The organism is Enterococcus sp. LJL90, assembly GCF_056924355.1.
Window position 1 is genome coordinate 20,404 of record NZ_JBXPBQ010000001.1, and the last position, 23,879, is coordinate 44,282.

The 23,879-nt window shown below is 39.7% G+C and carries 26 protein-coding genes and 1 other annotated feature; of the genes, 12 read left to right on the forward strand and 14 right to left on the reverse strand.

Translation table 11 applies throughout. The features are described 5' to 3' along the window. Nucleotides 1-3 precede the first annotated feature (3 nt). Entirely contained in the window at nt 4-423 is a 420-nt protein-coding gene (gene fosX / locus AC1Z3S_RS00115; RefSeq protein WP_461738643.1) for a FosX/FosE/FosI family fosfomycin resistance hydrolase, read from the forward strand. A gap of 202 nt (nt 424-625) precedes the next feature. On the opposite strand, the gene AC1Z3S_RS00120 is transcribed toward fosX, so the two are convergent. Beyond that, complete coding sequence (locus AC1Z3S_RS00120; protein ID WP_461738644.1) at nt 626-1,021, reverse strand: GNAT family N-acetyltransferase; 396 nt, start codon at nt 1,019-1,021, stop codon at nt 626-628. Between the two features lie 163 nt (nt 1,022-1,184). Then, nucleotides 1,185-2,204: a saccharopine dehydrogenase NADP-binding domain-containing protein gene (locus tag AC1Z3S_RS00125; protein WP_461738645.1), complete on the reverse strand. Its 1,020-nt coding sequence runs from the start codon at nt 2,202-2,204 to the stop codon at nt 1,185-1,187. A 226-nt stretch (nt 2,205-2,430) separates the two neighbouring features. Here AC1Z3S_RS00125 and AC1Z3S_RS00130 point away from each other — a divergent pair, with 226 nt between their 5' ends. Both AC1Z3S_RS00130 and AC1Z3S_RS00135 read left to right on the forward strand, forming a co-directional pair. Then, entirely contained in the window at nt 2,431-2,979 is a 549-nt protein-coding gene (locus AC1Z3S_RS00130; protein WP_461738646.1) for a MarR family winged helix-turn-helix transcriptional regulator, read from the forward strand. After that, the gene (locus tag AC1Z3S_RS00135; RefSeq protein WP_461738647.1) at nt 2,960-3,325 is read left to right on the forward strand and encodes a rhodanese-like domain-containing protein; all 366 of its coding nucleotides are present in this window, start codon (nt 2,960-2,962) and stop codon (nt 3,323-3,325) included. The genes AC1Z3S_RS00130 and AC1Z3S_RS00135 overlap by 20 nt, the downstream gene beginning before the upstream one ends. Nucleotides 3,326-3,407: 82 nt before the next feature. Here AC1Z3S_RS00135 and AC1Z3S_RS00140 read toward each other — a convergent pair whose 3' ends face one another. From AC1Z3S_RS00140 to AC1Z3S_RS00150, 3 genes are all read right to left on the reverse strand, one after another. Continuing rightward, the gene (locus AC1Z3S_RS00140; protein WP_265459370.1) at nt 3,408-3,617 is read right to left on the reverse strand and encodes a helix-turn-helix transcriptional regulator; all 210 of its coding nucleotides are present in this window, start codon (nt 3,615-3,617) and stop codon (nt 3,408-3,410) included. Next, a complete protein-coding gene (locus tag AC1Z3S_RS00145; RefSeq protein WP_461738648.1) occupies nt 3,614-3,946 on the reverse strand; it encodes a DUF6442 family protein in 333 nt (110 codons plus the stop codon). The genes AC1Z3S_RS00140 and AC1Z3S_RS00145 overlap by 4 nt, the downstream gene beginning before the upstream one ends. Before the next feature lie 135 nt (nt 3,947-4,081). Beyond that, on the reverse strand, nt 4,082-4,342 hold the full coding sequence (locus AC1Z3S_RS00150) for a heavy metal-binding domain-containing protein (protein WP_265459368.1): 261 nt from the start codon (nt 4,340-4,342) through the stop codon (nt 4,082-4,084). Between the two features lie 229 nt (nt 4,343-4,571). Between AC1Z3S_RS00150 and AC1Z3S_RS00155 the strand changes: the two genes are divergently transcribed. Beyond that, complete coding sequence (locus AC1Z3S_RS00155; protein WP_461738649.1) at nt 4,572-5,420, forward strand: aldo/keto reductase; 849 nt, start codon at nt 4,572-4,574, stop codon at nt 5,418-5,420. Nucleotides 5,421-5,494: 74 nt separating this feature from the next. Here the strand turns inward: AC1Z3S_RS00155 and AC1Z3S_RS00160 are convergent, their stop codons facing one another. Continuing rightward, the gene (locus AC1Z3S_RS00160) at nt 5,495-5,896 is read right to left on the reverse strand and encodes a MerR family transcriptional regulator (protein ID WP_461738650.1); all 402 of its coding nucleotides are present in this window, start codon (nt 5,894-5,896) and stop codon (nt 5,495-5,497) included. A gap of 87 nt (nt 5,897-5,983) precedes the next feature. Between AC1Z3S_RS00160 and AC1Z3S_RS00165 the strand changes: the two genes are divergently transcribed. Continuing rightward, nucleotides 5,984-6,826, forward strand: a complete 843-nt coding sequence (locus AC1Z3S_RS00165) for an aldo/keto reductase (RefSeq protein ID WP_461738651.1) — start codon at nt 5,984-5,986, stop codon at nt 6,824-6,826. A gap of 78 nt (nt 6,827-6,904) precedes the next feature. On the opposite strand, the gene AC1Z3S_RS00170 is transcribed toward AC1Z3S_RS00165, so the two are convergent. Next, entirely contained in the window at nt 6,905-8,293 is a 1,389-nt protein-coding gene (locus tag AC1Z3S_RS00170; protein ID WP_461738652.1) for an MFS transporter, read from the reverse strand. A gap of 202 nt (nt 8,294-8,495) precedes the next feature. Here AC1Z3S_RS00170 and AC1Z3S_RS00175 point away from each other — a divergent pair, with 202 nt between their 5' ends. Both AC1Z3S_RS00175 and AC1Z3S_RS00180 read left to right on the forward strand, forming a co-directional pair. Continuing rightward, complete coding sequence (locus AC1Z3S_RS00175) at nt 8,496-9,122, forward strand: TetR/AcrR family transcriptional regulator (protein WP_461738653.1); 627 nt, start codon at nt 8,496-8,498, stop codon at nt 9,120-9,122. A 130-nt stretch (nt 9,123-9,252) separates the two neighbouring features. Then, nucleotides 9,253-9,771 (forward strand): 2'-5' RNA ligase family protein, encoded by a 519-nt coding sequence (locus tag AC1Z3S_RS00180; RefSeq protein WP_461738654.1) that lies wholly within the window; start codon nt 9,253-9,255, stop codon nt 9,769-9,771. Between the two features lie 209 nt (nt 9,772-9,980). Here AC1Z3S_RS00180 and AC1Z3S_RS00185 read toward each other — a convergent pair whose 3' ends face one another. After that, nucleotides 9,981-11,297 carry an MATE family efflux transporter gene (locus AC1Z3S_RS00185; protein WP_461738655.1) on the reverse strand — a complete coding sequence of 439 codons (1,317 nt, stop codon included), beginning with the start codon at nt 11,295-11,297 and terminating at the stop codon, nt 9,981-9,983. Between the two features lie 358 nt (nt 11,298-11,655). Between AC1Z3S_RS00185 and AC1Z3S_RS00190 the strand changes: the two genes are divergently transcribed. Then, on the forward strand, nt 11,656-12,075 hold the full coding sequence (locus AC1Z3S_RS00190; protein ID WP_461738656.1) for a GNAT family N-acetyltransferase: 420 nt from the start codon (nt 11,656-11,658) through the stop codon (nt 12,073-12,075). 354 nt (nt 12,076-12,429) lie between these two features. Here the strand turns inward: AC1Z3S_RS00190 and AC1Z3S_RS00195 are convergent, their stop codons facing one another. Continuing rightward, nucleotides 12,430-13,002, reverse strand: a complete 573-nt coding sequence (locus AC1Z3S_RS00195; RefSeq protein WP_461738657.1) for a dTDP-4-dehydrorhamnose 3,5-epimerase family protein — start codon at nt 13,000-13,002, stop codon at nt 12,430-12,432. A gap of 261 nt (nt 13,003-13,263) precedes the next feature. On the opposite strand from AC1Z3S_RS00195, the gene AC1Z3S_RS00200 reads away from it, so the two are divergent. After that, nucleotides 13,264-14,151 (forward strand): hypothetical protein, encoded by an 888-nt coding sequence (locus AC1Z3S_RS00200; RefSeq protein ID WP_461738658.1) that lies wholly within the window; start codon nt 13,264-13,266, stop codon nt 14,149-14,151. A gap of 100 nt (nt 14,152-14,251) precedes the next feature. Here AC1Z3S_RS00200 and AC1Z3S_RS00205 read toward each other — a convergent pair whose 3' ends face one another. Beyond that, nucleotides 14,252-14,692 (reverse strand): hypothetical protein, encoded by a 441-nt coding sequence (locus tag AC1Z3S_RS00205; RefSeq protein ID WP_461738659.1) that lies wholly within the window; start codon nt 14,690-14,692, stop codon nt 14,252-14,254. A gap of 260 nt (nt 14,693-14,952) precedes the next feature. Between AC1Z3S_RS00205 and AC1Z3S_RS00210 the strand changes: the two genes are divergently transcribed. Then, nucleotides 14,953-15,948 carry a zinc-dependent alcohol dehydrogenase family protein gene (locus tag AC1Z3S_RS00210; protein WP_461738660.1) on the forward strand — a complete coding sequence of 332 codons (996 nt, stop codon included), beginning with the start codon at nt 14,953-14,955 and terminating at the stop codon, nt 15,946-15,948. Nucleotides 15,949-16,172: 224 nt separating this feature from the next. Further along, complete coding sequence (gene icd, locus AC1Z3S_RS00215) at nt 16,173-17,441, forward strand: NADP-dependent isocitrate dehydrogenase (protein WP_461738661.1); 1,269 nt, start codon at nt 16,173-16,175, stop codon at nt 17,439-17,441. An 86-nt stretch (nt 17,442-17,527) separates the two neighbouring features. Here the strand turns inward: icd and AC1Z3S_RS00220 are convergent, their stop codons facing one another. The 4 genes from AC1Z3S_RS00220 to AC1Z3S_RS00235 all read right to left on the reverse strand — a co-directional run bounded on the left by AC1Z3S_RS00220 (nt 17,528) and on the right by AC1Z3S_RS00235 (nt 21,335). Continuing rightward, nucleotides 17,528-18,844, reverse strand: a complete 1,317-nt coding sequence (locus tag AC1Z3S_RS00220) for a CitMHS family transporter (protein WP_461738662.1) — start codon at nt 18,842-18,844, stop codon at nt 17,528-17,530. Between the two features lie 309 nt (nt 18,845-19,153). Further along, nucleotides 19,154-19,717 carry a tRNA 5-(aminomethyl)-2-thiouridylate-methyltransferase MnmM gene (mnmM, locus tag AC1Z3S_RS00225; RefSeq protein ID WP_461738663.1) on the reverse strand — a complete coding sequence of 188 codons (564 nt, stop codon included), beginning with the start codon at nt 19,715-19,717 and terminating at the stop codon, nt 19,154-19,156. A gap of 13 nt (nt 19,718-19,730) precedes the next feature. Then, entirely contained in the window at nt 19,731-20,672 is a 942-nt protein-coding gene (gene mnmL / locus AC1Z3S_RS00230) for a tRNA modification radical SAM protein MnmL/YtqA (RefSeq protein WP_461738664.1), read from the reverse strand. A gap of 12 nt (nt 20,673-20,684) precedes the next feature. After that, a complete protein-coding gene (locus AC1Z3S_RS00235) occupies nt 20,685-21,335 on the reverse strand; it encodes a phosphatase PAP2 family protein (RefSeq protein ID WP_461738665.1) in 651 nt (216 codons plus the stop codon). Nucleotides 21,336-21,540: 205 nt separating this feature from the next. Between AC1Z3S_RS00235 and AC1Z3S_RS00240 the strand changes: the two genes are divergently transcribed. Continuing rightward, nucleotides 21,541-23,532 carry a LysM peptidoglycan-binding domain-containing protein gene (locus tag AC1Z3S_RS00240; RefSeq protein WP_461738666.1) on the forward strand — a complete coding sequence of 664 codons (1,992 nt, stop codon included), beginning with the start codon at nt 21,541-21,543 and terminating at the stop codon, nt 23,530-23,532. A gap of 54 nt (nt 23,533-23,586) precedes the next feature. Continuing rightward, nucleotides 23,587-23,802: a binding site (T-box leader), on the forward strand. Nucleotides 23,803-23,879: the final 77 nt, after the last annotated feature.

Here is a 23,879-nt window from a genome sequence, read left to right on the forward strand (position 1 = left end):
ACCATGGCGCCAATCAGTCACATTACCTTTATTGTTAAAGATTTAAAGCGTTCTGCAAAAATGTTAAGCGACATTTTTAAGGCAACTGAAGTTTACGACAGCGGCCCGCAACAGTTTTCCCTCTATCCGGGAAAATTTTTCTTAATTGATTCCTTGTGGATTGCATTGATGGAGGATTCTCAGGCAGCTTTGCCAAAAAGCTACAATCATATTGCTTTTCAAATAGCGGCTTCTGAGATAGATGGCTACCTTATACGGATTGAAAATGCAGGCTTAAAAATTGAACAAGGGCGTTCGCGGGTTAAAGGCGAGGGTGCTTCTATTTATTTTTATGATTACGACAATCATTTGTTTGAGTTGCACACGGGCACCTTGGAGGAACGTCTAAAAAGATATCAATCCACAGCCCCGCAGACAGAATAATTTCACTATTTGAGAAATTAAAAAGCAGCCAAGTAATGTACTGACTCCCAAAAGTTAGATTTTTGGTCTAACTTCTGGAGACTGCTTCAGATTACTAGGCTGTTTAAATCCAACTTGAATGGACTTTTAAAGTTTTTGAGGTAGCCGGCTAAGTAGAGCGAGCCGGTTACTTCTTTTTATTTGTAGCAAATAGAAAACTAATTTAGTATTTTCTTTTTTTGATATAGGCATTCGGCGCTTGATCAAACCCGACCTTTGGATAATAAGCCATCGCAGATTCAGAAGCGAGCAAAATGAGGGAGACTTCATCACCAATTGCTTTTTCGACACAGGTAATCAGAGTAGCGCCGATTTTTTCATTCTGATAGTCTTTATGAACGGCTAAGTCTGACAAGTAGCAACAATAGCTAAAATCGGTCACGCAGCGGGCGATGCCTACCAATTTATCCGCATCCCAAGCAGTATAAATCAAGTCCGAATTTAAAATCATCTCTTTAATTCTAGCAGGCTGATTGATTGGGCGGACAATCCCGGAAGCGGCGAAAAGCTCAATCACATCCGCCTCGTTCAGCGTACTGCGTTTTCCATAAGTTATCATATTGGACACTCCTTTTCTGGTGGAAAGTATTATCGTAACAGTGATGTTAAAACTTTTTCTGGTTGGAAATGTAAAAGATTTTTCTAGGAGTCTGCAATTTCCATGCGTCAAAAGCTAGACAAAATTACTAGCTTTTACAGAATGAAAAATTGTCGGAACGCCCCTATAGAATTGCATTTTCTTGATTGATCTCTAGAAAGTGAAAATCAGCTGCATCCAAAATTTCAAATGGGAAAAAGATGCCTTGTAGATTATTTTCATTGGTTAAATAATTTGCCATAAAAGCAGCACAATAGGCTGTCATTTCATAATCAGAATGAAACTTCAGCACCATTTCATGCAGATTATTTTGCGAATTTTTACCCTTAGTTCCTCGTAATTTGAGATAGATGGTTTCATCAGGCTGTTGATTATCCAAATTTATCTTAAGCTTTCTAAAGCAGCCAATCAGGAAATTGGTGAGATTGTGCTTGATTACAAAATGAATTATTGAATTGAATGGGGCACTGTTCCACGCCGTATGGTAAGTCACCCTTTCAAGGGGCAATTTCTCCTGCAATAGCTGCGCCTCATCATGATTAATTTCTCTTAATTTGAAGCTCTGATTCGCAAAAGTTTCTACAGATAGATTATTGAAGCCTCTGCTGCCGTCAACAAGCGGCTTTGAAATAATTGTTAGCATGTCATGGATGCCAGTTATTCCCACATTGGCATTTTTATTTTGCAATAAGAAGGCATCAACCTGATCAACTTCTGGAAAATCAGCTTTAAAGGATTTAACCAAAACTCCGCAAAAACCTGGGAAAAAGCCGGCCATCACAATGAGAGCTGTTTCAGGATTTGGAATTTCCTGTCTAAGTTTTTCAGAGAAACTTTTAAAGGCGGTGACATCCACACAAGGGATTTTCCGGTTATTACAAATTTTCTGAACTAGCACGTCCTTTTGAGGGACCGCCACAATCACAGCATTTAAATTTTGCGAAAGAGCAGCGTTAATACTAGTTGCATCATTGATATCGATCGCCATGAAATTGTTTTTCTCAATTGCGAGTTTTTCAGCTGTTTTCTGTCCTCTAACCGCTTGATAATCACTGATACACAATTCAATTGTGTCAGCGAAAAATTTTTGGACCGCCTCGCAAATCTTATAACCTAAGCTGCCTGATGCCCCAACAACCAGCACTCTTTTTTTATTTTTAATGTGTTTTTCCTCCCAATTATTTTCAGTAATTTGAATTACTCTACTTTATCTAAGCACGCTGGCTGAGATTTTACAAGTCGCCAAAATTAAGCGAGAAGGGCAAGATTGTTAAAGATACAAGTTAACAATCACTAATCTTGCATTAAAAATTAAAATAGCATAGAATGTGATTAGCCGGCTAACTACTTATAAAAAAGGAGGACAACAATTGTCGTATTTTAATTTTTCTGATAGACCTAGTATCGAAAGAATTCAGACGATAGCAAAACAATTCAATTTGGCAATCAATCCCGATTCCGTGCATTTATATTTGGATTTTCAACAGACTTTTCGCGAAGTGGAGCGAAGTTACAACCACATCTTAGAAAAATTTGATTTAAGTGAATCAAGATTCAGCATACTGATGTTTTTATCCTATGCAGAAAATGAACAATTGCTGCCTTCTGAAATTGCTCAGAAACTAAATGTTACCAGACCAACTGCTAGTAAATTAATCAAGGGAATGAATAAACAAGGATTAGTTACGGTTCACCAAGCGTCAGAAGACAAAAGAACCAGCTTCATTAAGTTAACTGCAGAGGGCAAACAGCTGCTGCATAAATTTTTGCCTTATAATTATCAGGCAGTGGATGACCTTTTTGAAGATTTTACAGCAGCAGAAAGAGAGTTGTTCTCTGCTTTGTTAAAAAAATTGGCAAGTGGTAAAAATAAAATTCAAACCCTGGAGGATACAATCGATGGAAACAGCAAAAATTGACTTACTAGAAACCTATTTGAGTCTTTATATCAATCATTTTGAAGTGTTAAATAATTTGGACAAAGAAAATTCACCTTACGTTGTTTTAGATGTGCGAAATGCACCTAAAGAAGTAAAGCAAGATCAGATAAAAGGGGCGCTCGCTTTGCCTGCGAAAGACTTAGCTGCCCATTTAGAAGAGTTAGATAAAGAGAAAATTTATGTGGTTTATGATTGGACAGCTGGCACTATTTTAGGTAAACAAGCTTTACTAATCCTTCTAAAAGCTGGTTTCAAGGCCTATGAGCTTGCAGGAGCATTAGAAGGTTGGAAAGGCATGAATTTGCCGATAGAACCTCTGCAATAAGACACCACTTCTTTATACAAACAACCCGCTAATAAAAATTGGCGGGTTGTTTGGCTTATTCAAGCTAAGAAACTGCGAGATTTCAAAAAAAGAAAAGCTCTTCAAACTTTTTATCTAAGGCGATGCATAATAGTAAGGCGAGTTTTGCCGAGGGATAAAATTCTTCTTTTTCAATATTGCTGATTGTCTGACGGGAGACGCCGACTAATTGCGCTAGGTCAGATTGATTGAAGTTCTTTTCTGCGCGGGCGACCTTGAGACGGTTATGTAAAAGAAGCTCATCTTTTTTCATAAGAGCCCCTGAAAATAAGCATTAAGCAAAGCGATGCCAGCCATCATCAAAAATCCTGAAACAACGTACAGCGCCCCTTGTTTAGAGAAAAAGTTGCTTTTTTGAAAACCGGAAGCGGCATAGCCAAAAATATAAGCACCTATGCCAGCTACCAAGAGCCCCAGCATATCCAAATAATTTTGGCTAAAAATAATTTTGAGCAGAGTTATGATAGCAATTGAAATCAGTAAAAAGGCCCCGGTAGTTCCAATTGAAAAATCATTCAGCTGATTTTTTCTTTCGTCTTGTTTGTCATGTTGTGCTTTTTTCAAAATTTTTTCTTTATCCATTCGTCTCACCTCTAAATTAATTATAAATTAGTTTTACAAAATGTAAAGAAAACTTATCAAAGATAGTTTGGTAATTTATTTGACTAAACAAAAAAGCCGCCAAAAATTAATTTGACGGACTGATCTGTAAAGCTTTTATTCCTCATCCTCTAAATAGACAGCTGTCCCGATTACTGCGGGCAACGCTTTGTCCATCATTGAAAAGGAAATTCCTAATACTGCGTTAGCGCCTAATTTTTCGGCGTTTTTTTCTAAATCTAAAATCGCTTGATCGAGATATTCAGAAATTGCGGTGATGCCCCGCAATGGCCGCAGCTTATCGTCGTAGCCGTAAACAATGCCCAAGTCTTTGACAACTTTTTTTCCTGGATAGGATGTTAACGTAGATGAAATCATAAAGCCTCCTGTGAACTTTGATGTATCAAGTATACCAAATAAAAAAGGTTGTCATAGTATCGCTGCAAGAAAATAAATTGTTGTAGCATAGTGAACTAAAAAAGATTCATGAGCAGAGTTGATTAGTTTTGGCTAAATGCCTGCCCGCAGTTCTTGAATCTCTAAAACAAAAAAATTCTTGACCTCCAGTAACCCGAGGCAGGTATGCTTTAAGAAAGGACGTGATGAAATGAATTTTGTAAAATTAAATAATGGCCTTGAGATTCCTCAGCTTGGCTTTGGTGTCTGCCGAATTCCTGATTTACGTGAGTGTCAACAAGTTGTTGAAAAGGCAATTGAAACCGGCTATCGACTGATTGACACGGCGGCCATCTATCAAAATGAATCTGCTGTTGGTCAGGCGATGAAGCAATCTGGCGTAGCCCGAGAAAAACTTTTTCTCACCTCAAAGCTCTGGATTGAAGATTTTGGTTATCAAGAGACTTTGCGGGCTTTTGATGAAACGCTAGCCAAGTTGCAGACTGATTATTTGGATTTGTATCTTCTGCATTATCCTTTCGGCGATATTTTTGGTTCTTGGAAAGCTTTAACCGATCTGTATCGGCAAGGAAGAATTCGGGCGATTGGCGTGTCCAATTTTCCTAACGACCGGCTGTTTGATCTGCTAGTAAATAGTGAAGTCATTCCCGCAGTTAATCAATTACAGACTCATCCATTTTTACAGCGGAAGTATGAAAGAAAATTTTTGCAGGAGAAGCAGATTTCTTTAGAGGCTTGGTCACCTTTTGCTGTGGGTCGCGATAATATTTTCAGTCATCCAGTTTTAGTAACTATCGCTAGCCGTCATCAAAAGTCAGTGGCTCAGGTCATCTTGCGTTGGCACCTGCAACGAGGAACTATCGTTATCCCTAAAACCGTTCAGCCAAAACGAATGCAAGAGAATTTTTCTGTCTGGGATTTTCAATTAACTCCAGAAGAGCTGTCAGCAATTGCTCAGCTGGATCAACAAGATCAGACCCAAACAACTGCCCTTGCTGAAATTGATGACAGAATTCGTATTCAAAGTAAATTTATCTAAAAATAAATGCCCCATTGATGGCCAGATAAAAGTCAGTTCCTTAGACTAATTTTGGTCACTTTGGGGCATTATTTTTAAGGATGTTTTTTTCGAGGATTATGATTATCCGGGATTTCATGATTTAGAATTGATTTTTCATGTTCAATTTTTTGTCGCAGATAGGCCAAGCGTTTTTGGGCTTCTTGCAGATTTTTTTCAGCGAGGACTTCCTGCTCCTCGACAATTTTCAAACGCTTTTCGATGGCTTCTCTGCCGGGCATCAGACACAAGGTGACATATTCCTTAATGGCTTCAATCGACATATCCAGCCCTCGTAAATAAATAATTCCCCGCAGCCAATCGATGGCCTCCTCATCAAAAATGCGCCGATTATTTTTATCTCGCGCGGCACTTGGCACCAGTCCTTCGTCGGTATAATAGCGCAATGTATACTCTGTGACATGCAACAATTGGCAAACTTCTTTCATTGAATACATTTTTTTCACCCTTTTCAATAAATCACTTGACCTCGGGTTACCCGAGGATGTTACCGTTATTGTACCAAATTTTTTAGGAGGAAGAACATGCAATCTATTCAATTAAACAATGGCTTAACAATGCCCATTATCGGGTTTGGTACGTATCAAATTACTGACCCTCAGGAGTGTGAAACAGCTGTCTTGAACGCCATCGATACCGGTTATCGCTTAATCGATACTGCGCAGGCTTATGGCAATGAAGTCGCAGTAGGCAATGCGCTAGCGAAAAGTCCGGTAAGTCGTGAGGAGCTATTTATCACAACGAAATTATGGTTTCAAAATTATGAAACAACAGCCGCGGAAGAAAAATTAAACGAATCGTTAAAAAATCTGCAAACAGATTATCTGGATTTAGTTTTATTGCATTGGCCCTTCGGCAATACCTACGCTGCATATCGCGTTTTGGAAAAATTTTATCAAGCCGGTAAAATCAAAGCAATTGGCGTTTCTAATTACGCAGAGAGCCAACTGATTGACCTGATTCATTTTAATGAAATTGTGCCGGCAGTAAATCAAGTCGAAACTAATTTATATTCGCAGCAACTAGCAGCCAATCAATTGATGAAAAAATATCAAGTCGCTCACCAAGGCTACGCTCCTTTTGGACAAAACTTGGAAAATTCAATGTTTGACGAACCCGCTTTAATCGAAATTGCGGAAAAATACCAAAAATCTCCTCGACAAGTAGTGCTGAGATATTTTACTCAACTAGGGATTTCAGTTTTGCCTAAGTCCACCCACAAAGAACGGATGGCGGAAAACATTGCGATTTTCGATTTCTCTTTAACAGAAAATGAAATCACACTGATAGCTTCCCTCGATAAAAACCGCCCTCTAATTGGAAATCCGCAAGACCCTGAAAAGGTAACGGCAGCGATGACGTGGTAATCATTTTGTTTTTAAAAGTTGTTCCTGCGGGGACGACTTTTTTTGTTTTGTGGGGATAAAGTCCCGAAACTTTTTTGCTCAATAACCTTGCAGCCCTCTTTGATAATTTTGTTTGGTAGGGTAAGCGAAAGTTAACAGCAGCAGGACCACTAAAACTGGAATCCATCCACTGTAAATAGACAAGTATGCTTGGTTGAGACTAAAAGAATTGTTGATACTTGCCTGATTTAAATTGGCGCTCATCAATGAGGCAAAAATTGAAACGCCTAATACAGAACCAATCTGGCGCACAACGCTGATGACGCTTTGTGAAGAGGTCAAGAGTGTACCGTTTAAATTTGAAGCCGCTAATATATTGATGGGCCCCGCGATAATTCCAAATCCAATTCCCAAAGCCAACATGGACAATGATAAATAAAAAGTTCCTATTGTACCGGTCAGCACTAAAAGAACATATGAAAGTAAGATACTTAGTAATCCAATAAAAATTAGCAATCGAGGTCCTAATTTATTAATTGCCAAACTACCTAAACCACCAAAGGCAAAAACAGTCAGTGACATTGGCAATAAGATAAGTGCGGCCTGTAATTCGGTATCTTGAAGGGCATCGGTTAAATAAGTTGGCAAAATAACAACCACACCAATATAGAAAAATTGTGCCACCAGAGCGACAATAACTGAAGTTGTAAAACTGCGAATTTTAAATAGTGTCAAATCAATCATCGGTGACTTAACTTTCCTTTCAATTTGGATAAATAGAATCCCAAAAAGTAAGCTAGCGGTAAAGCAAATGACAGACTTAAAATCTAAAATGCCCCAGTCGCGTACTTTGATTAGTGCTAACGTGAGAGAAAATAAAGCGAGCATTGAAATGCTACTCCCTAAAAAATCAATTTTTGTTTTCTCGGTGTCTTCTTTAAAAGCCAAAGCTGTCACGGATAATAATATGGCGATTAAAACAATGGGAATATTGATTAGAAAAATCCAGTGCCAGCTCAACATGTCGGTTAAGATTCCACCTAAAGTTGGTCCAACAGCGGCAGCGCCACCTTGAGTCAATCCTAAAATGGCAATAATTTTGAAGCGATCACTCATTTTCCAAGCGGATATGCCAATCGTATTTCCTAATGGCAAAATAATTGCCGCTCCAATACTTGAAATAATTCTACCAATGATTAATAAAGAAAACGCAGAGGCCATGCCAGACAAGAAGCTGCCGCTAGCGAAAAAAATTAATCCCAGAAGATAAACCTTATTCTTTCCAAAAATATCCCCCAATTTACTTAAAGGGATGGTGAGAGTCGCAAAAATGATGGTGTAAATGTTCAGAGCCCAAGATAATTGTGTAAACTCAACCGCCAGACCTTTTTGAATGGCTGGCAAAGCGATATTCATGATAGTTGTATCTAGCATCACTAAAAAAATCCCCAGAGACATTGCTACTGTCGTTATCAATTTTTTATTCATAATCTTCCTCCAATGGTTTGTTTTGTAATCTCATTTTGCAAAACGAGTAAAAACTCATGTTTTGTTAACGGAATTAAATATATTCCTCTTGATAATTAATGTCAATCAAAAACAGAAAATAAATAAAATGAGTGTTAACTCACAAATAATTGATAATTTCAAATGATAAGTATAGAATAGGATAAGAAACAGGAGGAGACTTATGCAAAACGATAAGGTGACCCGAAAGCCAATCCAAAAAAGAGCGTTAGAGAAGAAAAGTAAAATTCTCAAAACTGCTAAACATTTATTCTCAGAAAAAAACTATTTCGTTGTCTCAACAAACGAAATAGCGAAGGAAGCGGGTATCTCTATTGGCACGTTGTACTCCTATTATGCGAGTAAAGAAGAAATTCTTACGGATTTAGTGAAGGAGTACAATGACTCTTTCTACGCTATTTTCGATAGAATCAATACATCTGAATCATTTGAACAATTCAAGCAAGACACTATCACTTGGTTACGGGAACTGTTGGTTCAACTGACAGAGGTGGAGGACAAAGAATTTCATTTACAGATTGAAATGCTTGCGGCCTCAATTCCAGAGGTTCGTTCAGTGGTCAAAGATCACAAAGAAAAAATGCAGCACTTAACCTATGAACATTTTTTGTATTATGCTAATCAGACGGACACAGAAACGATGAAGGTTTTAGCAGTTATCTTGTTTGATTTCATCTCTGCCTTGGTGGACGAAATTTTATATACGGAGCATTCTGAAAAAGAGCAGGACAAACTTAGAGAACAGGGAATTCAAGCTATTGATTTATTGATTAAGCAGTATATCGTCTAGTCTCCGTCAATGGAGATGCCTCCGCTTAAAAGACCACATGAAGAGGATTGGTTTTATCAGTGGCAACGAAATAAAGCTACCAAAACTACTGCTGCTACTTCAATTAAATTTACGATGAGGGGTTAATCGGATGACAAAACGCTCAATTATATTTTTTCCAAGATTTGAAAATCAAGCAATTATTAACCAGATTCGGAGTAAATATGATCCTTTGTTTCAAGAGATTGCCCCGCATATTTCCCTGGTATTTCCTTTTGATTCAGACTTAACAACTGAGGAATTAGTGGCGCACATTACTGAAAGCATCGGGGGAACAACTACGTTCAAGACTAAATTTAAATCATTTAGTGGCTCTGCTGCAGATGGCTTCATCTTTTTGGATTGCGTACTGGGCAATGATGAAATTATTAATTTTCACGACAGACTTTATACAGGTATTTTAGCTGATGAGCTTTATAATGAGACCCCTTATTTCCCGCATATAACGGTGGGGCAGATGAAAGATTTAGAGAAATTTTCAAGTGTTGTCAAAGAGTTGAATGAACAATTTAAGACGGAAGAATTTACTTGCCTGATAGATACTCTCTACATTGAAACGATTGATAAAAATCAAAACTCAATTGTTGAAGCGAAGCTGACACTTGGGTAGTTATTTGCTCCTTAATACAAAAACACCCCGCCAAATATTAGTTTGGCGGGGTGTTTCGGTTGCATAGTAGAAGTAAGTTTGCGAAAATTTAAACAGGATCTTTTTCGAGGCGGTAGGATGCAAAAGTTAAATCAAGCAAGGCTATAAATGTTGTTAAACTAGTCACTATGGTTGCCAACAAAAATTGCTAACGCTTGAACGTTTTTTGATTAGGCAGACAGAGATTTATCTCGAGTGATTTCTCTTCGATAAAATAAAAGGAACAACCCATCTAATATAAAATAATTTACACCATAAATGATAAGTGCCTGCGAAAAGCTCAACAAACCTAAATAACTCAGTAGAATTAAGGCAATGATGGCAATTCCATTTACGATAGTTGTTGCTAATAGCACGAGCTTTTCTTTTTCCAGTGACACGAGTGTTGCCTTGATGTTTTCGTAAAAAACGGTTGTAAAGATTGCCAAGCAGCCTAAGAAAACATAGCGGCCAAAGTTTTCGACAACTTTGGCATCTGTAGTAAATAACGAGCCGAATGGTTGATAGCCGGCAATCAATAGTCCTGCTATAAGCACATAGAAAAATACGGAAAGACTTAAAGCGCCGAGCATATTTTGCTGGACTTTTTTATTATTTTTCTCACCATGTGCCTCACTGACAAAGACAAACAGGCTGTTACTGTACATAAAAGTAGGCATTTTCGCATAATTGATTCCTTGCATCAGCAAAGAATAGGTTGTGAGGGCCAACACGCCGATTCTTGAGATAAGCGCCTCAAAAACAATGATGAACAAGACGCCTTCTAAGATTTCCTGAAACATTAACGGCGTTGCCCGCTTAAGAATATTTTTGATTTCAGTCGGCTTAGTTTTCAGGGCTGCAAAAAGCATTTTCCGAACTAAAAGAAGATACAAGATAACTGAAATTAATAAGGCAATCATTTCTGACAAACCCGCTCCGACAATGCCGAGGTTCGGGAAGAAGAAGGCGCCGTTGATTAAGACATAGGATAAAAAGGCTTGTACAATTGAAGAAATGATGGAAACAATTAAAATATAATTCGTTTTGCGTTCTACTTTTATCAAATTTGTCAGGGCAAAACTCAGCAACACCAACAAGATATATGGAGAGACACTAAAGAGATAAGCTTGGGCAATTGAAAATAATTCCCCCTCAAAATGATAGAGCGTTTTAAGGATAAAACTACTGCCTAACAACAGAATGCCGATAGCCGCCCCACCAATCAGCAGACTGAGACAAATGATGGATGAAACAAGGTGCTGGAATTTCTCAGTGTTTTTCTCGCCTAAGGCTTTTGAACTAATCATATTAAAGGCAACGGCGATAACCCCTAAAATTCCGGTGACTGAAAACAAAAAATTGGTCATCGTTGTGATTGCCGGGATATTTTCATAGGAAAGATTTCCGGCAAAAGCTAGAGCCAATTGACCAATTACCACTTGCATAATATTGCCCGCCAACAAAGGCAGGGCAAACTTGTTTAACTCAATAATAATCTTTTTCATTTCACTTCCAACTTTTTCTGTAAATTATCATGTTTAAAATATTATACCTTAAACAGGAATTTCTTTTCAGTTTGTTGAGAAAAAATTGTGACCGGTATTTAGTAGTTTTGAGATGATGGGGGATTTGTGTGCTACTAAACATGGAGAAAAACAAACTTTCAATATGATATAATTTAAGGCAATTAAAAAACTGTAAGTTTAAGGGAATAATAATTCAGCCGACTGCAAGAAGTTTTATTGAAAAATGAATTATTAATTTGCGGGATAGTTTTTATTGCTGGAAAAATTTGTAGCGGAGACTGGTTCAGCTAAATTAAAAACAAATCGAAGTTTGTTGAACATGATTGGAGTGAATTAATTGGAAAATGCTAAAGTTAAATTGAAAATTGAAGTTCCACAAAGGGATGAATACTTGGCCTTAAGAAAATCCGGCGGCTTGTCAGCAAGATCTCTAGCTGGGGCAGAAATTGGGCTAGCCAATAGTCTTTACAGCGTCTGCTTACGGGAGGCTGAAACGGATAATTTGATTGGCATGGGGCGGATTATTGGAGACGGCGGCACCAGCTATCAAATCGTCGATATTGTTGTCGACCCGCTGTTTCAACAGCAAGGTCTCGGGAAACTCATCATGAAACATCTAATGGTGTATATCACAGAAAAAGCGGATGACCAAGCCTACATTTCATTAATCGCAGACGGAAAAGCCAGCAAACTTTATGAACAATTCGGTTTTATCGAAACCAAGCCACAAAGTTCGGGGATGTATTATAAGCGTTAGTTAGCGGGGAAATTGGATTCAGGGGAAACATGAGGAGGGAAGGATTAAATTAAAATCTTGCTTCATTTATTTCGTGATAGTTTTAGAAGCACTCCCGATTTTTTCCAAAGAAATGAATTTTTCTAAAGTTTATCACAAGGACTGGCTGTCTTTTGATGACAGCCAGCTAGTTGTTTATCAAAAAATCTATCAAAATTATATTTACCATAAAAATAGCGACCTCCAAGAGCTAGACTAAAAATCTAACTTTTGGAGGTCGTTTTATTTAGTAACTTGGCAGATACTCATTGTTATCAACTCACTTCAGTAAAAAAGTTTTTTTACAGACAACCGACATCAAAAATTCCGCAACTTTTAAGCTAGCCCTTCAAGAATCTCACGTAGTGTTGGGGCTTTACCATCTTTTTCGGAGACTTGATTAAGATCATTTGGATTAAGAGGAATTGGCCAATCAATTCCTAGCTCTGGATCTAACGGCGTTAAGGCAACACCGGCCATTCCCGGTTGCCATTCATTGTCAAAGAAATATAAGTATTCAGTATCCTCATCAAGAGCTTGGAAACCATTGCAAACTCCTTGAGGAACAAAAACTTGCACGCCGGGTGTTAATTGAACGGTGACGACAGCGCCGAGGGTTTTGCTATTGGGACGAGTGTCCACATAGACCCCAAAGGCTGAACCGTGGGCGACAGTTACCAATTTCGCCATTGCTTCGCCGTGGAGACCGCGGACAGCACCACGTTTTGTTCGGGTTAAATTTACTTGTTTCCAAGCAGCGACAGAATCTGGTAAGAAGGCTGAGTAGCTGCTTTGGCGGTATAACTCTCGGACAGTACCGCGGTCATCTGTCACCATTTTTGCGTTAATAATTTGTAGACCCTCGATTTGAGAACCTGAGTTTGCTAATTCCTCAATGTGAAATACCATTTAGACACCTCTATTTTTCATTTTGATAAGTCGTTAGGACAACCTGTAAGCTTTTATTGAATAATTCTGACTGGAAATTCTCTTGTGATACCCCAAGCTGACAGGCCCTTAAAAATATTGTACCAAAATTTTCTTTTTGATGGGATGTCAGAAAGTCAGCTGCAAGATTTTTGATAACTGAAGAGCCAGCCCAGCAGTTTTGATTGTTAAACTTTAGCAATTAAAAACCTGCTATAATAGCCTTGAAGGCAGGTGTTGAAGATGGACAGTGCATTGAGATTACGTTTGGCTGAAGAAAATGACAGCTTAAAAAATTTTTCTCAATCAGAAATCATGGATTTATTAAATGAATCTAAGTTAGTTGCGAAGTTGACTGCCATTAAGCAGAAAAATTTTTTGAGTCGCATTTGGACACTGCTTGGTTTAGCTGAAATTCCCGGCGCCTTTGAACTGGATTATACGAAGGGGTTGCTTCATTTTATCAATAAACAGATAGCCACGGAAGCGGGGTTTTCCTATACAGGAAAAGTCGCTAACATTGTTCCTTGTTACAATGCTCTGCTTTTTGAAGCCTATTGTCGTCTAGGCTTGGCTCAAACAAAAGAAGCCCAGGCAGCTTTTCAATGGATTAAAAAATATCAAGTGTTTGACCGCAGCAGTAAAACGACTTGGCCTTACGATGGAATTTGCAAACATGGCGGTTGCATGAAAAAGGTGCCGTGTTTTATCGGCATCGGTAAAACTGTGCGGGCCTTAATCACTTATCAAAATTTTGCTGGAGAAGAGGCAGAGGTCACTCAATTGATTCAGCAGGGATTAGCTTACATGTTGGAGCATCACATGTTTCAGCGTTTAAGTAATCAAAAGCCGATTAGCAGCCATATCACAGACTTAATGTTTCCCCAAAGCTATGTGCTATCATTTACAGATATTATTTATATTCTTGGCAAAACCAACAGTTGGCACCGGCCTGATGTTTTGCCAGTCAGACAATTATTAATGGAAAAACAAACGAAAACTGGCGGCTGGAAAATTGATTATAGTTATACTTATGCAGGCTACGTGCCCTTTGATACTAAACGAAAAGATTCTGAGTGGCTTACGAACTTGTTTAAAAGCTGGTTAGGGGCCCAGCCGTTTGAAAAATGAAACTGCTGAGTTCAAGTGACTTTTCCCGAAATAAGCTGCAGGAAAGGGCAGAATAAAGTTGGAAATTTTGTGCAGTTGCTGATGGGGCAGCTGCACTTTTTTAATTATGCCAGCGTCTCTTTTTAATGGGGAAAATAAAGCCGCGTTCATTGACGTACACATAAGTCAATTCTTCTGCGCCCTCCTCAGCTTCTGTTTCATCAAGTTTTAGGTTGTCTAGCCACTGATAATAATGCTGCACTTCATGACTAATGCTTTCTAAAGTAGTATAAATTGCATTGTCTTTGCCCTGCTCTTTTACTAATGAAAAGAAATCTCCGGTGGAAATGTTCATTTGAGCATGTTCAAAGGGGGAAAATGGCAGAAAAATAGTTGCGGCATTTTTGGTGCCGTCTGCTTTGCTTCTGATATAATTTGCTCCAGTCACATTGAGGTGAATCACTCTAGGAAAATCATAATTAGCTTCCAGCCAATCAACAAAATTGCAGATTTCTTTTGCAACAAAAGTGTTAGTTGAAGGTTTTATTTGAATATTTATCATCAGGTGTCTTCCCTTCTACTGCTTAATTTCAGTTTACTGGGACCTAATCAGAAATAAAATCGATTCTGCTAACGATTTTCTTGCATCTTTGATGGATTTATCTGACATTAATGTGAGATTGGTATAGCTGCTGTTGGTTTTGTTAAGATAAAATAGTAAGAAAGTTGAAATCTGGAAAGTTTTCGCTCTTTTTCAGGAAAGCGTTTCTATTTCTTTGAAGTTTGATTATAATTAAAAGAAAAATAAAAGGAGTCTAACACATGAAAGCATTAGTTTTAACAGCAAAAGAAAACATGAGCCTTCAAGAATTACCAACTCCAACAATTACTAATCAAGAGGTACTGCTAAAAGTAAAATATTGTGGTGTCTGTGGAACGGACGTGCATATTTTCCACGGGGAGCCGGGGTCAGCTGAGGTCACACCGCCGATTGTTTTGGGACATGAATTTTCTGGCGAAGTCATTGAAGTTGGGGCCGAAGTTACCACCTTGGCAGTGGGGGACCATGTGGCGGTTGATCCGAATATTTATTGCGGAAAATGTCGTTATTGTCGGGATGGCCGCGTACAATTGTGTGAAAATTTATCGGCTGTCGGCGTGACGAGAAACGGCGGGATGGCGGAATTTTGTAATGTGCCGGAGACTGCTTGTTTGAAAATTTCCCAAGAACTACCATTTGAAATCGGGGCAATGGTTGAACCTTTAAGCTGTGTGCTGCATGGATTTGATCAGATTGCACCTATCACTGCGGACAAAAAAGTATTAGTGATTGGGGCCGGCTTCATCGGCTCTCTGTTTTTACAGATGGTACAGCAAAAAGGTGCTATCTGGGTGGATGCCTGTGAACCGAATCAGCAAAAGCATCAATTGTTAACTGAGATGGGCGTGAAAAATATTTTTGCGGACCTAGGAGATATTACAGACAGCTATGATTTGATTATCGAATGCGTCGGTAAAAAGCAAACCTGTGAAAAGGCTGTTGAGCTGGCGAATAAAGGCGCAGAATTATTATTCTTCGGCGTGCCGTCTCCGGGAACAAAAATTGAAATCTCTGCCCACGCAATTTTCCAAAAAGAATTAAAAATTGTTGGATCCTTTATCAATCCTTTCACATTGAATGAGGCGGTTGATTTATTAAACAGTGGCGCGATTGATGTAAAATCGCTGCTGTCTCATCAACTGACGCTAGCGGAAGTACCGGATTTACTGGCGGACTACGGAAAGTACGGTGTGACTAAAGCGATTATCCGTTTATAAAAAAACTGAGCTTTATGGAGAGCGTTGCGTTACTTGTTCTATTTTCGAGGGCAGGTTAAGCTAACAGTTACAGCCCTGTTGGCAATTAAAATAATTTATTTGCTAGGCCACCTGAATCAAGGTGGCCTGTTTGATTTTTCTATATGAGAATAAAATTAGAAAATTAAATTTACAGTGAGAATTAAACGAGGTATACTTATTTATAAAAATTCAAGGAGGGGCATATGGCAGAGAAAATTCAAATGGTGGCGGGGCAGCTAGTGACTCCCCAAGAACCAATTATTCCCTACATTGAAGGTGATGGTGTCGGGCCAGAAATTTGGCAACAGGCCCAAAAGGTTTTAGATCAAGCGGTAGCCGTTGCTTACCAAGGAGAAAGAAAAATCAGCTGGCAAAAATTATTAGCTGGAGAAGCAGCCTTTGTTGAAACCGGTCAGTGGTTGCCACCAGAAACGGTTGAAATCATTGACGACTGTTTAGTGGCCATCAAAGGTCCGTTGGCAACGCCGATTGGTGAAGGGATTCGTTCATTAAATGTTGCGTTGAGACAGGCATTGGATTTATATGCCTGTGTGCGGCCGGTCCGTTATTTCCCGGGAGTTCCTTCGCCTTTGCGCCACCCAGAACGGGTTGCTGTGACGGTTTTTCGGGAAAATACGGAAGATATTTACGCCGGTATTGAATTTGCTGCTGAATCTCCGGAAGCTAATGAGTTGATTGCCTTTTTAAAAGAAAATTTTGCTGTCGATAAAATTCGCTTTCCTGAAACGAGCGCAATAGGCATCAAGCCAGTGTCGATTGAAGGCACGCAGCGTTTAGTTAGAAGTGCGATGGAGTATGCTGTCAGTCACAATAAAAAAGTGGTGACCCTCGTCCACAAAGGCAATATCATGAAGTTTACCGAAGGCGGCTTTCGTAAATGGGGCTATGAATTAATTGCGGCAGAATACGGCGATAAAACTTTTTCCATGCGGGAGTACGAAAAAATCAAAAAAGCGGCTGGCAAAGCGGAGGCTGAGAAAGAAAAAGCAGCGGCTTTAAAGAGTGGCAAGATTTTAATCAATGACATTATTACCGATAATTTTTTACAGCAGATGCTGTTGGCACCGCAGGATTATCAAGTGGTCGCCACTTTGAATTTAAATGGCGATTATATCTCGGATGCTTTAGCTGCCACAGTAGGGGGTATCGGAATTTCCCCTGGCGGCAATATTAATTACCAAAATGGTCATGCCATCTTTGAGGCCACTCATGGAACTGCCCCTAATATTGCCGGCTTAAATGAAGCGAATCCTTCTTCTGTGATTCTTTCCGGAGTTCTATTGTTGGAATATATTGGCTGGCGGGAAGCAGCCCAGCTGATTGAAGTAGCGCTGGAACAAACAATCGCTGAAAAATATGTGACGAAGGATTTTGCTGACTTGATGGCTGATGCCCATGAAGTTAGTACCGCTGAGTTTGGCGCAAGAATTATCGCAGCCATGGACTCTTAAAATAATAAAAAACCAAACCGCTTTTGAGAATTCGCCTCTAATTGAGAAGGGAAAATCTTAGCGGTTTGGTTTTTTTATTGAAGCATTTAAACAGACAGTGGCATTAAGCCGAAAACAATGCCAATCAGAACATAGACGACGAAAATTCCGATGGCAATCACGGCGCTTTTTCGCTGCCATTGCCCCATGTCAACGTTGGTCATTCGTAATAGGACATAAATGAATGGAACGAGTGGACTTAATAAATGGAAGGCTTGGCCCATTAAAGAAGCAAAACCTAGTTGCAATGGCGTAAAACCATATTCAATTCCTGATTCTGCTAAGACCGGTAAGACGCCGTAATAAAAGGCGTCGTTGGATAGGAAAAAGGTCCCTGGAGCAGATAACAAAGCGACAATTAATCCCCAATAATGGCTCAGGCTTTCTGGAATAATTGCTGTCATGCTGGTGGCAATCGCCGAATTCATGCCGGTGCCAGATAAAATTCCCATAAAAATTCCCGCTGAAATAACTACCATCGCTACTTGACCAGCGTCAGGTAAATTAGCTTCAATCCGAGCCCGCTGATCCTTCAAGTCGGGATAATTAATCATCAAACCAAGAGCGGTGCCGGCAATAAATAAAATTGCCGAAGGAATGATGCCCCAAATTAACAGGATAATCACCAGAGCTGTCAAAATAAAATTAATCCAGAGTAATTTCGGCCGGCGCATGGCTAAAATTTCTGGGTCAGTGATGGTCGTCATTTCAAAAAGATGCTCATCGGTAAATTCTAAAATACCTAAGCGTTTGCGCTCCTTGCGCCCCATGATGTAGGCTACGACTAGCATATAAATGGTTGCCGCAATAATCATCGGGACTAGGCCCTGTAAAACTTCAGACTCATTTAAATTTAAAACGGTGATTACCCGAGCAGTCGGTCCACCCCAAGGTAATAAATTTAAAATGGAATGGGATAAAATGGTTAAGACGGCCAAGTCCAACATGCTCATGTTTAACTTTTTATAGATGGGGACAAAGGCGGAACAGACAATAATCATGGTGGTTGTGCCGTCACCGTTTAATGAAACTCCCGCTGAAAGGGCAACAGTTGCCATCATCACCTTTAAAGGATCGCCTTTAGCATAACGAATCATGGCATTGGATAAAGGATCAAATAATCCCGCATCAATCATCAGCGTGAAAAACAAAACTGCAAACAACAGCATTATCGCAGTCGTGCTAGTTGTCTGCAAGCCTTCCAAGGCCGCTTCTCCTAAATTAACATCCCACAGTCCGACCAGTTGCCCAATCACGCCAAAAACGATGGGAACGACCGCAAGAGCCGCAAAGGGACTTAACTTTTTCGTCATAATTAAAATTAAAAAAACCGCCACTAGGGCGTAGGCCATCAAAGCGACCATTAGCAACACTCCTTTTTCGCTTTATTAGAAAAGAATTAGAAAAATTATAGCATGATAAGTATTGGAGGGTAAATGGCAAAAGGAAGGGCCAGAAAAATATTTTTTCGTTTTTAACAAAGGATGTCAGGAGTGGCTTTCAGCAAGAATTTTGGCAGTTGGAATGGAAAATTATTAATTTTGCTTATTAAGTTAATCTTATTAAAATTGCTAAGATGTTTAGCTTACTAAGCTAATTTTTTTTCAAGGTAGTCATTCAGTTTATCTGACAGCTTTTTGTGGACAGAAAAAAAGCCAGCAGCAGCTGACTTTTTATTTTTTTTCCACACAAAACAAAATCGGCGGAGAATTTTTTTGATTGATAAACTGGTATTTTAAAACATTGAATTGTTCCTGCGGCAGATTTTCGCAGAAATTTTCAACGGTGGCTAATTCCTCAGGTCCACCGGGATGGCCGTAATAGGCGACAATAATTAGACGGCCCTTACTTTTTAAACGCCGCAGACAACTGGTTAACGCAATTTCAGTAGTCTTTGGCAGGGTGATAATGTTTTTATCGCTCTTAGGTAAATAGCCGAGGTTAAAAATTGCGGCGGTCAGCTGGACATCCTCCGCTAAAGTTTGGTCAATCGTTTCATGACCTTTTAAATATAATTGACTTTGAGGTAACAGCTCTTTTTCTGCCAAACGTTTTTTAGTATTTTCGACAGCCAGAGCCTGCAGGTCAAAGCCGTATACGTGACCGCTTGTGCCGACTAACTCAGCCAATAAAGCAGTATCATTGCCGTTTCCCATCGTGGCATCTAAAGCTGAATCGCCCGGTTGTAAAATTTCCTTCAATAAAAGGTGGCTGTAACGCATTGCAGTTAATAACATTTTTTCACTCCCATTAGCGCAGGGCAAATTTTCCTTGATAAGAATCTCTGCGCTCCAGCTCATCATCAATTGCGTTGAGGACTTCCCATTTTTTTAAACTCCACATCGGTCCAATGATTGAATCCCACGGAGCATCACCGGTCAAACGGTGAATGATAATGTCTTGGGGAATCAGTTCCAGCTGATCGCAAATAACTTCAACATAGTCGGCCTTTGACATTAATTGCAGACGGCCTTCATGATAATCACGAATCATGCGGGTCTTTTTCATTAGATGCATCAAGTGCAGTTTAATTCCTTGAATATCAGAATCTAAAATAGTCCGCTTGAGATTTTCAACCATCATTTCTTTGGTTTCACCGGGCAAGCCATTAATTAAATGAGTGCAGACTCGGATGTTGTGTTGCCGCAGACGAGCGACACCATCTAAATAAGTTTGGTAATCATGGGCTCGATTAATTAAAGTGCTGGTCTGTTCAAAAGTGGTTTGCAGGCCTAGCTCCACCCACAGATAAAGGCGTTGATTTAATTCCGCCAAGTACTCGACGGTTTCTTCAGGCAGACAATCAGGTCGGGTACCGATGGCAATCCCGACAACCCCCGGCAAATTTACGACTTGTTCAAAGCGTTCCCGCAAGACGGCGACTGGCGCATGGGTATTCGTAAAATTTTGAAAATAAACGATATACTGTTGTACCTCCGGCCATTTTAGATGCATCTGTGCCACTTCTTTTTCAAATTGCAGCGGCAATGGTGCTTCCGGTGCGACAATCATATCACCGGAGCCTGAGACACTGCAAAAGGTGCAGCCGCCGTGAGCTACGGTGCCGTCTCGATTCGGGCAATCAAAACCAGCATCGATAGGGACTTTAAAAATTTTTCCGCCGAATTCTTGATGCAAAGCATGATTCCAAGTGTAGTAGCGTTTATTTTCTACAAAATTAGCAGTCTTCATGAGTTTCCTTCCTTACTTTTGTTTGCCAGAAAATTGCCAGACAAAACGCTGATGATCATATAGGGGATAGGTGAAAAAGAGCCAAGCTAAACCTAGCATGTAACCACCAAGAATATCGCTCGGGAAATGAACCCCTAAATAAATCCGACTAGCGCCAATTAGCAAAATGAGAATACCTAAAAGAATCTGCAATAGGCGAGTGATTTTTTTTCCTTCAAGAATGGTCGGCAAAATGAAAATTATGGTGCCATAAAGAATAACGCTCGTTACAGCATGGCCGCTGGGAAAGCTTAAGCTGGTTTCAGTTACCAAATGCTCTAGGGTTGGGCGTTGGCGGTTAAAAAATAATTTCAGCAGCGGGTTGGCGATGCCGGAAATTAAAATGAGATTGGCGGCCAGCCAAAGCGTCTGCAGATATTTTTTTCCACGAACAAGGACAAAAACAATTGCCAATGCTAAAATGATGACGGTAATGGCGTTCCCAAATTGGGTTATCCATAGAAAAAAAGAATTCAGATTGGGATAGTTACTGCGAACGATGGCCGTCACCGCATTGTCAAAGCCAGTCAGCCAAGTGGGGTAAAATCGAACAACATAGCCTAAAAAGGCGAAAATCAGCAGCGCAAAACTGCCTGCCAGTTGGTAATACATTTTATTTTTCATTTCTTTCCCTCGCTTTTCTACCGCATCATTATAGCACAGCTCGACGATTTCAAAATAAAATGACAAATGTTACGCCTAGATTAAACTTGTATTACTCGTCGACTAACTGTTTTAGAAGATTTCTAAATTTTATATAATGAATATGGAGACTGTTTATTATTTATAAGCACTTTAATTCATATAACTTAAAAGGGGGTTTGACACATTGGCTTACATATCTAGAAAATCATTATCTGTAGCAACGAAGAAAAAAGGCTTCGGCCCAGTTAAAAGAAGTGCCGCCATTTTAGGAACGGCTGTCATTTCTTGCTCCGTTGCGGTACCGCTAGTAATGCCAGCGGAAACAGCAGAAGCTACTGGGGTTACAGCAACTTCTAGCACAACAAATTTTATCAACTCAATCGCACCTCATGCGAAATCAGTTGCCGCGGCAAATGATTTATATGCGTCTGTTATGATGGCGCAAGCAATTTTGGAGAGCAGTTGGGGCAACAGTGCTTTAGCGAGCGCACCGAATTACAATTTATTTGGGATCAAAGGTTCCTATAATGGTCAAAGCGTGACCATGTCAACATCAGAATATTTGAATAATACTTGGGTGACGATTAACGCACAATTTCGTCGTTATCCATCCTACGCAGAATCATTCCAAGACAATGCCTATGTCTTGAAGAATACATCTTTTACTTCCGGCGTTTATTTCTATTCGGGAGCTTGGAAGAGCAATACTTCTTCTTATCAAGAGGCGACGGCTTATTTGACTGGACGTTACGCAACTGATCCAACTTATGCCAGCAAATTAAATCGTTTGATTGAGTTATACAATCTAACTCAATATGATACGGGCGGTTCTGGTGGCAGCACTGGCGGCTCACTAGGAGGCGGCGCTAGCTCCGGCGGTTCAAGTTCTTCTGGTTCGGGTTCTTCATCAGGCTCAACTGTTACTGGCCCGACTTATATAGTAAAATCTGGCGATACTTTATACCGCATCGCCTTGAGTTACGGCACAACAGTAGCCAACTTAAAGAGTTGGAATAATCTAAGCAGCGATATGATTTACGTCGGGCAAAGTTTAGTTGTCGGCAACACCGGCTCGTCTAACGAATCATCTTCAAACAATGGTTCTTCAAGCTCGAACAACTCAGACGATAGTTCTGCTATCGGCACTGAAACGGATAACAGCAGCGGCGGCTCGACAGTTACAGGAACCAGCTACTCTGTAAAATCTGGTGATACTTTATACCGCATTGCTTTAAATAATAATACGACAGTAGCAAATCTGAAGAGCTGGAATAATTTAACGAGCGACATGATTTATGTCGGTCAAAGTTTGATTGTTTCGACAACCAGCTCCGGCAGTTCAAATAATTCGAGTGGTTCAACTGGCTCGACAAATGATTCATCTTCAAGCACACCGTCAACGGGCGGCAGCTCGACAGTTTCCGGCACGACCTACACAGTAAAATCCGGTGATAATTTATATCGGATTGCCTTAAGCAATAATACGACGGTAGCGAATTTAAAGAGTTGGAATAATTTAACCAGCGATATGATTTACGTTGGCCAAAGCTTAGTCGTTTCAACTAGTGGTTCTGGTTCAACAAACAGCTCAGGCTCCACTTCAAATTCAAGTTCTGCTTCTTCTAGCAATAGCAGCTCCAGTACAGCCAATTCCGGCAGCGCTGCGGCAACTGGTTCTTATACAGTCAAAGCTGGCGACAATTTATACCGGATTGCATTAAACAATGGCACGACGGTGGCGAATTTGAAGAGCTTGAACAACTTGACTAGCGACAATATTTACGTTGGTCAGGTCTTAAAAGTTTCCGGCACAGCAGCAGCTAGTGCAAGTACAACAAAAGCAGCAGCAACAGCTTCCAGCACAACAGCGGCTAGTACAAGCACTGATGATACTAAGACAGATACAACTTACACAGTTAAAGCTGGTGACAATCTATACCGGATTGCATTGAACAATAAAACAACCGTCGCTAAACTGATGGAGTTGAATGACTTGAGCAGTGAAGCAATCACTGTTGGTCAAACTTTAATTGTGGCTGAAACTTATACAGTCAAAGCCGGCGACACGATGTATTCCATCGCCAAAAACAATAATTTATCGGTTGCAGAATTACAAGAGCTGAATAATTTGTCCAACGAGAACATTACAGTGGGACAAGTTTTGAAAATTGCTTAAACTATTTTTCAATTGCCAAGTAGAAATTTATTTGATAAGATACTATCAATTAATTGATACGCATCTATGAAGGATTAGTAAAAAATCTCGGACTTTTTAGAGAGTGCATGGCTGGTGAAAATGCACAGACGGAATTTTTGAACTCACCTTTTAGCATTTTTTCCGAAGCTCTTCAGTAAGAAAAAACGGTCTGGTCCGTTATGCCATCGAGAATTGAGAGCAATCTCAATCAAAATTAGGTGGTACCACGTAAACTATTACGTCCTATAAAAAGAGTCAGTGGCTCTTTTTATAGGATTTTTTTATTTTGCGCTGGGAATTGTGTCTAAGACCAAGAAATTTATTAC

What these genes read in the sequence shown, in the direction of transcription:
- fosX (WP_461738643.1), top strand. Translation starts at nt 4, where the DNA reads ATGGCGCCAATCAGTCACATTACCTTTATTGTTAAAGATTTAAAGCGT.
- AC1Z3S_RS00120 (WP_461738644.1), bottom strand. Translation starts at nt 1,021, where the DNA reads ATGATAACTTATGGAAAACGCAGTACGCTGAACGAGGCGGATGTGATT.
- AC1Z3S_RS00135 (WP_461738647.1), top strand. Translation starts at nt 2,960, where the DNA reads ATGGAAACAGCAAAAATTGACTTACTAGAAACCTATTTGAGTCTTTAT.
- AC1Z3S_RS00140 (WP_265459370.1), bottom strand. Translation starts at nt 3,617, where the DNA reads ATGAAAAAAGATGAGCTTCTTTTACATAACCGTCTCAAGGTCGCCCGC.
- AC1Z3S_RS00145 (WP_461738648.1), bottom strand. Translation starts at nt 3,946, where the DNA reads ATGGATAAAGAAAAAATTTTGAAAAAAGCACAACATGACAAACAAGAC.
- AC1Z3S_RS00150 (WP_265459368.1), bottom strand. Translation starts at nt 4,342, where the DNA reads ATGATTTCATCTACGTTAACATCCTATCCAGGAAAAAAAGTTGTCAAA.
- AC1Z3S_RS00155 (WP_461738649.1), top strand. Translation starts at nt 4,572, where the DNA reads ATGAATTTTGTAAAATTAAATAATGGCCTTGAGATTCCTCAGCTTGGC.
- AC1Z3S_RS00160 (WP_461738650.1), bottom strand. Translation starts at nt 5,896, where the DNA reads ATGTATTCAATGAAAGAAGTTTGCCAATTGTTGCATGTCACAGAGTAT.
- AC1Z3S_RS00165 (WP_461738651.1), top strand. Translation starts at nt 5,984, where the DNA reads ATGCAATCTATTCAATTAAACAATGGCTTAACAATGCCCATTATCGGG.
- AC1Z3S_RS00170 (WP_461738652.1), bottom strand. Translation starts at nt 8,293, where the DNA reads ATGAATAAAAAATTGATAACGACAGTAGCAATGTCTCTGGGGATTTTT.
- AC1Z3S_RS00175 (WP_461738653.1), top strand. Translation starts at nt 8,496, where the DNA reads ATGCAAAACGATAAGGTGACCCGAAAGCCAATCCAAAAAAGAGCGTTA.
- AC1Z3S_RS00180 (WP_461738654.1), top strand. Translation starts at nt 9,253, where the DNA reads ATGACAAAACGCTCAATTATATTTTTTCCAAGATTTGAAAATCAAGCA.
- AC1Z3S_RS00185 (WP_461738655.1), bottom strand. Translation starts at nt 11,297, where the DNA reads ATGAAAAAGATTATTATTGAGTTAAACAAGTTTGCCCTGCCTTTGTTG.
- AC1Z3S_RS00195 (WP_461738657.1), bottom strand. Translation starts at nt 13,002, where the DNA reads ATGGTATTTCACATTGAGGAATTAGCAAACTCAGGTTCTCAAATCGAG.
- AC1Z3S_RS00200 (WP_461738658.1), top strand. Translation starts at nt 13,264, where the DNA reads ATGGACAGTGCATTGAGATTACGTTTGGCTGAAGAAAATGACAGCTTA.
- AC1Z3S_RS00205 (WP_461738659.1), bottom strand. Translation starts at nt 14,692, where the DNA reads ATGATAAATATTCAAATAAAACCTTCAACTAACACTTTTGTTGCAAAA.
- AC1Z3S_RS00210 (WP_461738660.1), top strand. Translation starts at nt 14,953, where the DNA reads ATGAAAGCATTAGTTTTAACAGCAAAAGAAAACATGAGCCTTCAAGAA.
- icd (WP_461738661.1), top strand. Translation starts at nt 16,173, where the DNA reads ATGGCAGAGAAAATTCAAATGGTGGCGGGGCAGCTAGTGACTCCCCAA.
- AC1Z3S_RS00220 (WP_461738662.1), bottom strand. Translation starts at nt 18,844, where the DNA reads ATGGTCGCTTTGATGGCCTACGCCCTAGTGGCGGTTTTTTTAATTTTA.
- mnmM (WP_461738663.1), bottom strand. Translation starts at nt 19,717, where the DNA reads ATGTTATTAACTGCAATGCGTTACAGCCACCTTTTATTGAAGGAAATT.
- mnmL (WP_461738664.1), bottom strand. Translation starts at nt 20,672, where the DNA reads ATGAAGACTGCTAATTTTGTAGAAAATAAACGCTACTACACTTGGAAT.
- AC1Z3S_RS00235 (WP_461738665.1), bottom strand. Translation starts at nt 21,335, where the DNA reads ATGAAAAATAAAATGTATTACCAACTGGCAGGCAGTTTTGCGCTGCTG.